This window comes from Phocaeicola coprophilus DSM 18228 = JCM 13818, assembly GCF_000157915.1.
Lineage (GTDB): Bacteria > Bacteroidota > Bacteroidia > Bacteroidales > Bacteroidaceae > Phocaeicola > Phocaeicola coprophilus.
In genome coordinates this window covers 93,905-102,326 of record NZ_EQ973633.1, presented here as the reverse complement: position 1 = coordinate 102,326, position 8,422 = coordinate 93,905, and the positions used below count along the sequence as shown (strand labels likewise).

Annotated in this window: 6 protein-coding genes; 1 reads left to right on the top strand and 5 read right to left on the bottom strand. The window is 47.5% G+C overall.

The window, feature by feature from the left end; translation table 11 throughout:
• The 3 genes from BACCOPRO_RS04085 to BACCOPRO_RS04075 form a co-directional block, all read right to left on the bottom strand.
• On the bottom strand, positions 1–572 hold a 572-nt coding region (locus BACCOPRO_RS04085; protein WP_008141202.1), incomplete at its 3' end, for a citrate/2-methylcitrate synthase.
• Between the two features lie 12 nt (positions 573–584).
• Positions 585–1,844 carry an NADP-dependent isocitrate dehydrogenase gene (gene icd / locus BACCOPRO_RS04080; protein WP_040311161.1) on the bottom strand — a complete coding sequence of 420 codons (1,260 nt, stop codon included), beginning with the start codon at positions 1,842–1,844 and terminating at the stop codon, positions 585–587.
• Positions 1,845–1,873: 29 nt separating this feature from the next.
• Entirely contained in the window at positions 1,874–4,135 is a 2,262-nt protein-coding gene (locus tag BACCOPRO_RS04075; RefSeq protein WP_008141200.1) for an aconitate hydratase, read from the bottom strand.
• A gap of 260 nt (positions 4,136–4,395) precedes the next feature.
• On the opposite strand from BACCOPRO_RS04075, the gene BACCOPRO_RS04070 reads away from it, so the two are divergent.
• Positions 4,396–6,600, top strand: a complete 2,205-nt coding sequence (locus BACCOPRO_RS04070; RefSeq protein ID WP_008141198.1) for a sodium-translocating pyrophosphatase — start codon at positions 4,396–4,398, stop codon at positions 6,598–6,600.
• Positions 6,601–6,678: 78 nt separating this feature from the next.
• On the opposite strand, the gene BACCOPRO_RS04065 is transcribed toward BACCOPRO_RS04070, so the two are convergent.
• Complete coding sequence (locus BACCOPRO_RS04065; RefSeq protein ID WP_022277777.1) at positions 6,679–7,095, bottom strand: ACT domain-containing protein; 417 nt, start codon at positions 7,093–7,095, stop codon at positions 6,679–6,681.
• Between the two features lie 19 nt (positions 7,096–7,114).
• A complete protein-coding gene (locus BACCOPRO_RS04060) occupies positions 7,115–8,416 on the bottom strand; it encodes a phenylacetate--CoA ligase family protein (RefSeq protein ID WP_008141196.1) in 1,302 nt (433 codons plus the stop codon).
• Between the last annotated feature and the right edge of the window lie 6 nt (positions 8,417–8,422).

Genomic DNA, 8,422 nt, shown 5'->3' with positions numbered 1-8,422 from the left:
TGCATGCTGTGACGGTAAATGCTGTAAGCATAAGCAATGATGGTCGGGAACTTGGAGATCAGTTCAATGGACTGACGCATCAGGTTGTCACGTGAGATGTCATCGGGATTGGGATCAAACGTGTACATTTCGAGCACACTCCGCGCCAGAATGTTCATGATGTTCTGTCCCTCCAGATCAATAATGTTCATGGTTGTTTTCTTGTCGAGAGCCATGTTGTCATTGATCAGTTCCTTAAAAGCGTCCAGCTGCTCACTGTCCGGCAATTCGCCCGACAAAAGCAGATAGGCCACTTCCTCAAAGCCGAACCGCTTTTCTTTCAGCAGTGCATGAGCGATATCATCCAGATCATATCCCCGGTAAAACAACTTTCCGGGAATCGGCTTCAGTCCTTTTTCCGTGCGCTCATATCCCACGACATTACCGATCTTGGTCAGTCCGACCAATACGCCCGTACCGTCTTCATTGCGGAGCCCGCGCTTGACATTAAACTTCGTGAAAAGTTCATTGTCAATCCGGCACGCCTGTTTGGCACATTCCGATAACTTATATACAATGTATTCCTTCTTCATGATTCTTTTCTTTTACAACAGTTCTACGATGCGTTTTCCGAATTCATCCGTACCCAACGGTTTCCCTTCGGGCATAAAACGTGCCAGATCAGGCGTAGCCTCTCCCAGCGCAAAGGCCTTTTCAATGGCATCCGTAATCAGGCAAGCCGCTTCCTTCCAGCCCAGATATTCCAGCATCATCACAGACGACAGCAGAAGCGAACAGGGATTAACGACATTCTTTCCGGCAATGTTCGGCGCCGTTCCGTGAGTAGCTTCAAAGATGGCATGTCCTGTCTGGTAATTGATGTTCGCTCCCGGAGCAATTCCAATGCCGCCCACCATGGCAGCCAGCTGGTCGGATATATAATCTCCATTCAGGTTCAGGGTAGCAATGACTGAATATTCTTCCGGCATGAGCAGCGTATTCTGCAGGAATGCATCCGCAATGCAGTCTTTTACAATAACCTTTCCTTCATTGATCGCTTTGCCGACTGCTGCCTTGGCCGACTCCTCTCCCAGCTCCGCCTTTATTTTTTCATATTGATTCATGGTAAAGGTCTGGGAAGCAAATTCAGTCTCAGCCACTTCATATCCCCAGCGCTTGAAACCTCCTTCCGTAAACTTCATAATATTCCCTTTGTGAACCAGAGTCACGGAAGGAAGCTTGTGCTGAACAGCGTAGGCAATGGCCGCACGGACCAGACGGCGGGTTCCTTCCACTGATACCGGCTTGACTCCAAATGAAGAAGTCTCCGGGAAACGCACTTTGCTGACTCCCATCTCTTCATGCAGAAACTGATAGAATTTCCGGGCTTCAGGAGTTCCCTGTTCCCATTCGATCCCTGCATAAATATCTTCCGTATTTTCACGGAAAATATGCATGTTGACTTTTTCAGGAGCCTTGACAGGAGAAACCACTCCCCGAAACCAGCGGACCGGACGCAGGCAGACATACAGGTCGAGCGTCTGCCGCAGTGCTACATTCAACGAACGGATGCCTCCTCCCACCGGAGTGGTAAGCGGTCCTTTGATACCGACCAGATATTCACGAAATGCTTCCATCGTTGCTTCCGGAAGCCATTCTCCAGTCTGCTGAAAAGCTTTTCCTCCAGCCAGCACCTCTTTCCATTCGATGGAACGCTTGCCCAGATAAGCCAGTTCAACTGCCGCGTTTACAATTCTCTGACACACCGGAGTAATTTCGGCTCCCACGCCATCTCCTTCAATATAAGGAACAGTCACCCGGTCGGGTACACACAACTGTCCGTCTTTTATATATACTTTGCTCATCATTCGTTCTTTTATTCAGTGATACAAGTTCATTCCTTTGCACGGATGGTATTCAAGGCAGACCCGGCCTTGAACCAGCGGATCTGCATTTCATTGTAAGTATGTAAGGCTTCAAATGTTTCCGTAGTTCCGTCCTGATGTTTCAAGATAACATACAATGGTTTTCCCGGAGCAAACTGATTCAGTCCAAGCACAGAAATACGGTCGTGTTCCTGCACCTTATCATAGTCTTCCTTATTCCGGAAAGTCAGTGCCAGCATCCCCTGCTTCTTCAAATTGGTTTCATGAATACGGGCAAAGCTCTTTGCCAGAATAACCCGTACGTTCAGATAACGGGGTTCCATGGCAGCATGCTCCCGGCTGGAACCTTCTCCATAATTCTCTTCTGCAACGACAATGGAGGAAATACCTCGTGCCTTATATTGCTTGGCCACCGCAGAAACGGCCTCATAAGCTCCGGAAAGACGATTCCATACCCGATTCGTCTGACAGTTGAAAGCATTGACCGCTCCCATCAGCATATTGTCGGATATATTTTCCAGATGTCCGCGGAAGCGCAGCCACGGCCCGGCCATGGAAATATGGTCGGTCGTACATTTCCCCTGTGTCTTGATCAGCAACGGCATCTCCAGAAAATCATTGCCATCCCAGGGAGCAAAAGGCTCCAGCTTCTGCAGGCGCCGGGAGTCAGGACGAATGCTGACTTCCACCTTTCCTCCGTCGGCCGAAGGAGCTACATAACCGTTGTCATCCACGGTAAACCCGTCAACAGGTAACGTTTCTCCCACAGGAGGATCCAATTTCACCCGCTCTCCGTTTGAAGCAACCAAAGTATCCGTCAGTGGGTTAAAGCACAAATCACCAGCAATGGCAAAAGCCATGGCTATTTCCGGAGAAGCAACAAAAGCATGTGTATTCGGATTGCCGTCTGCACGTTTGGCAAAATTCCGGTTAAACGAAGTCACGATGGAATTCGGACGGGCCGGATCGTCTGTCTCCCGCTTCCACTGGCCGATACAGGGACCACAGGCATTTGTCATAATTACTCCGCCCACTGCTTCAAAATCCGCAATCATTCCATCACGCTTCAGGGTGCAATACACTTGCTCTGAACCGGGATTGATGATCAGCGGAGCCGCCATCTTCAATCCTTTAGCCTTAACCTGGCGGGCCAGGGAAGCAGCACGGCTCAGATCCTGATAAGAAGAGTTCGTACACGATCCGATCAGCCCCACCTCCATACGCTGCGGGTAGCCGTTCTTTTTCACTTTCTCCGCAAAGTCTGATACAGGACAAGCTGCATCAGGCGTAAACGGTCCGTTCAGATAAGGTTCCAGTTCCGACAGATTAATGTCAATGATCCGGTCGTAATAAGTTTCCGGATCGGCCTCAACTTCAGGGTCTGCCTTCAGACAAGCAGCATTGGCACGGGCCAATACCGCAATCTCTTCACGGCCGGTAGCACAGAGATAGCGATCCATTTCGTCGTCAAAAGGAAAAACTGACGTAGTGGCTCCGACCTCAGCTCCCATGTTACAAATGGTAGCCTTTCCCGTAGCCGACAAAGAGGACGCACCTTCGCCAAAATATTCAATTACAGCATTCGTTCCTCCCTTGACCGTAAGTATTCCTGCCAGCTTCAGGATTACATCCTTCGGAGAAGCCCATCCGTTCAGACGTCCGGTCAGGCGGACTCCGATCAGTTTCGGCATCTTGAGTTCCCATTCCATTCCCGCCATCACGTCTACCGCATCTGCTCCTCCGACTCCAATGGCAATCATGCCGAGCCCGCCGGCATTCGGGGTATGTGAATCAGTTCCTACCATCATTCCTCCGGGAAAAGCATAATTCTCCAGCACTACCTGATGAATAATACCTGCTCCCGGCTTCCAAAAGCCAATGCCATACTTCTCGGCCACGCTACGCAGAAAGTCATATACTTCCTTATTGGCCTCGCAAGCCGCAGGCAGATCACTGCCAACTCCCTTACAGGCCTGTATCAGATGATCACAATGTACCGTAGCAGGCACAGCTGAACATGACTTGCCGGCATTCATAAACTGCAGCAGAGCCATCTGCGCCGTAGCATCTTGCATCGCAACACGATCAGGGCGGAAATTGACATAATCTTCTCCTCTCCGATAAATCGTCTGAATGCCTTCTTCATATAAATGGGCATACAAAATCTTTTCAGTTAAAGTCATGGGTCTTCCCAACTTCCCGGCAGCCAGATTTACTTTGGCCGCATAAGAGGCATAGAATGCCTTCAACATATCCATGTCGTAAATCATCGTTTTCAATCTTTTTCTTTACAAACGGAGGCAAATATAAGTATTGATATTCACAATAAGAAATAATACACCTTAATTTTTAGTCATATTGATATAAAATCAAGTAGAAATGAATAAATATTACAATTATAAAGCATATTATATTTCTTTTTGAACAAACAAATATTCTAAAGCATTTTTCCATTATTTTAGCGCAGACCATTTCGTTTTTCCATTGTTCTTGCTTATCTTTGAGAATTAACTACTTAATCATAAATCTTATGGAAACATACTTATTCTGGATGGTACCGGCCGCCTCACTGCTGGCATTGGCACTGGCCGGTTATTTTTACAAACAGATGATGAGAGAAAGTGAAGGTACTCCCATCATGGCAAAAATTGCCTCGCACGTCCGTCAGGGTGCGATGTCGTATCTGAAGCAGCAATACAAAGTTGTTACCTGGGTCTTTGTCGGACTGGTTATCCTTTTCGCCGTCATGGCGTATGGATTCAATTTGCAGAATCATTGGGTACCGGTAGCCTTTCTGACCGGAGGATTCTTTTCCGGACTTTCCGGATATCTGGGCATGAAAACAGCAACGTATGCTTCTGCACGTACGGCCAATGCCGCCCGCAATTCTCTGAACAAAGGACTTAGAGTAGCCTTCAGAAGTGGTGCCGTCATGGGACTGGTAGTTGTCGGACTGGGCCTGTTTGACATTTCTTTCTGGTACCTCTTACTTGAAAAGTGCATCCCGGCTGATGCCTTGAATCCGACATCCAAACTTTGCATCATTACAACCACCATGCTGACTTTCGGTATGGGAGCTTCCACCCAGGCCTTGTTTGCCCGTGTAGGAGGAGGTATTTATACCAAAGCTGCAGATGTGGGAGCAGATCTGGTGGGAAAAGTTGAAGCCGGCATTCCGGAAGACGATCCGCGTAACCCGGCCACCATCGCTGACAATGTGGGAGACAATGTTGGTGACGTAGCAGGTATGGGTGCAGACCTTTACGAATCATATTGTGGTTCCATCCTGGCAACAGCAGCACTAGGAGCTGCTACATTCATTGGAACCGGAGACACAGAAATGCAATTCAAAGCTGTCATTGCCCCCATGCTGATTGCAGCAGTAGGCATTGTACTTTCCATCATCGGTATCTTCTCCGTCCGCACTAAGGAAGATGCCAGTATGAGAGATTTGCTGAATGCCCTGGGATTTGGAACCAATCTGAGTTCGGCACTGATTGTCGTTGCGACCTTCCTGATCCTCTGGCTTCTGGGAATCAATAACTGGATTAATCTGTCACTGGCTGTTGTTATCGGACTGATTGTAGGAATAGTGATCGGCCGCTCCACAGAATATTACACTTCACAATCATACAAACCGACGCAGAAGCTTTCGGAAAGCGGAAAGACCGGTCCGGCAACCGTGATTATTTCCGGAATCGGACTGGGTATGATTTCTACTACAATTCCTGTACTTTCCGTCGTAGCCGGAATCATCCTTTCTTACTGGCTCGCATCCGGATTTGACTTCTCAAACATCGGCATGGGTCTTTACGGCATCGGTATTGCAGCTGTAGGTATGCTCTCCACTCTGGGAATCACACTGGCAACCGACGCTTATGGCCCGATTGCCGACAATGCCGGAGGAAATGCAGAAATGAGCGGATTGGGAGAAGAAGTTAGAAAACGGACCGATGCTCTGGATTCACTGGGCAACACAACTGCAGCCACAGGCAAAGGATTTGCCATTGGTTCTGCAGCTCTGACCGGACTGGCTTTGCTCGCCTCTTACATTGAAGAAATCCGTATCGGGCTGGAACGTCTGGGAAATACGGTTCTTGATCTTCCAGGCGGAATCCAGGTTCCTATCCATGAAGCCAGTTTCACTGACTTTATGATGTATTATGATGTTACCTTGATGAATCCGAAAGTACTTTCCGGCATGTTCATTGGAAGTATGATGGCTTTCCTTTTCTGCGGTCTGACCATGAATGCGGTAGGACGTGCAGCCGCTCACATGGTTGAAGAAGTACGTCGTCAGTTCCGTGAAATCAAAGGTATTCTGGAAGGAAAAGCAGAACCGGATTATGCCCGATGCGTACAAATTTCCACCCGGGGAGCACAGCATGAAATGGTATTTCCATCTCTGCTGGCAATCATCGCTCCTATTGCTACCGGACTGATCTTCGGCGTACCGGGAGTAATAGGTCTGCTGGTTGGAGGACTTTCCTCCGGATTTGTTCTTGCTATTTTCATGGCTAATGCAGGAGGCGCCTGGGACAATGCCAAGAAATTTGTAGAAGAAGGCAACTTTGGCGGAAAAGGAAGCGAAGTTCATCGGGCAACGGTAGTAGGAGATACAGTCGGTGATCCTTTCAAAGACACCTCAGGTCCCAGCCTTAATATCCTTATCAAACTGATGAGCATGGTAGCTATCGTTATGGCGGGCTTAACCGTTTCCTGGAGTCTGTTCTAACAAACATAAACAATATACCCGGAAAGCAAGTCTCACAACAAGACTTTACCTTCCGGGTATATTTTTCATGGTAAGAAATTACAGCCGGTCCCGGGTCAATACATCACAATGATGTTCCTGAAGAACCTTTATACAACGCTGCATGTCATTCGGCTTGATGACTACATGAGCGCGATCATTCTGCGCAAATGCATACATATACTCAATGAAAATCTGTTCTGCTGCCAGATATTCCAGAACAGTAGCCAAAGCACCCGGTACATTGGCACAACTCAGACAAACTACGTCTGTAGACATGACCGCAAAATCACGTTCACGAAGCACTTCCACAGCCTTGTCTACATCCGATACAATCAGACGCAAAATACCAAAGTCTGCAGATTCAGCCATACTGAATGCATGCATATTGATTCCATATTGCCCCAATGTACGAACGACATCATTAATTCTTCCGGTCTTGTTTTCCAAGAAAACTGATAACTGTTTAATTGTCATACACTCCTCATTTTGTAGATTATACCAATACACGCTTATCCCATACACGTTTTGATTTACCCTGACTCCGGACAATACTGTTCGGCTCCATCAGCTTCACATCAGCACTGATAGACAAGACACTTTTCAGCTTGTCTGACAAGGTCTTCTTCAGGTTCAACATAGCTCCCATATCGTCCGTAAAGAAGTCTTTCCGCACTTCCACCTGCACCTGAAGCGTATCCAGATTATTTACACGATCAACAACCAGCAAATATTGCGGTTCAAATTCCTTCATACCCAGAATTACGCTTTCCACTTGCGACGGGAATACATTGATACCCCGGATAATCAGCATATCATCACTTCGTCCCATAATAGGCGTCATGCGTACATTCGTCCGCCCACAAGGACATTCTCCGTCCATCAATGAGGTTAAGTCTTTCGTCCGATAACGGAGCAAAGGCATTCCTTCTTTCGTCAAAGTAGTAAACACCAGTTCGCCCGTTTTTCCATATGGAAGAGGTTCCAGGGTCTCAGGGTCAATTATTTCCGGGAAGAAATGATCTTCATTAATATGTGAGCCATGCTGTTCCTGACACTCATACGAAACGCCCGGTCCCATGATTTCACTTAAGCCGTAAATGTTATATCCTTTCAGTCCAAGACGTTCCTGGATTTCCTGCCGCATATTTTCTGTCCACGGCTCAGCTCCGAAAGCTCCGATACGCAAACCGAGTTCTTCTTTCTTTATTCCCATCTTTTCCACGACCTCTGCCAGATAAAGGGCATACGAAGGTGTACAGGCAATTCCCGTAATATGGAGATCGCGAATCAAGCGCACATGCTTTTCCGTATTTCCCGTAGAAGCCGGAATCACCGTAGCACCCAGATTCTCCACACCATAATGCGCTCCCAGACCTCCCGTGAAAAGACCATATCCATAACTTACGGAAAAAGTGTCATCACGTGTCACTCCATACGCAGAAAGACAACGCGACATAACTTCTGACCAGATAGAAAGGTCCCGACGCGTATAACCCACAATCGTCGGATTTCCTGTAGTTCCAGAAGAGGCATGCACCCGCACAATTTCAGAAGGGGGCGCAGCCTGCAGGCCATACGGATAATTGTCTCTCAAATCCTGTTTGGTCGTAAACGGAAGTTTTACAATATCATCAATCGTACGAATATCATCAGGCGACAAATCCATCTCCTGCATTCGTGAACGGTAAAAAGGTACATTATGATAAACGTATGTCACCAATTTCTGCAAACGTTTTCCCTGCAATTCACGCATTTGTTCGCGAGACATACATTCCTTATTCGTGTTCCAAATCATAGTTTT

Coding starts and splice junctions, on each gene's coding strand:
- icd (WP_040311161.1), bottom strand. CDS start 1,844: ATGAGCAAAGTATATATAAAAGACGGACAGTTGTGTGTACCCGACCGG.
- BACCOPRO_RS04075 (WP_008141200.1), bottom strand. CDS start 4,135: ATGATTTACGACATGGATATGTTGAAGGCATTCTATGCCTCTTATGCG.
- BACCOPRO_RS04070 (WP_008141198.1), top strand. CDS start 4,396: ATGGAAACATACTTATTCTGGATGGTACCGGCCGCCTCACTGCTGGCA.
- BACCOPRO_RS04065 (WP_022277777.1), bottom strand. CDS start 7,095: ATGACAATTAAACAGTTATCAGTTTTCTTGGAAAACAAGACCGGAAGA.
- BACCOPRO_RS04060 (WP_008141196.1), bottom strand. CDS start 8,416: ATGATTTGGAACACGAATAAGGAATGTATGTCTCGCGAACAAATGCGT.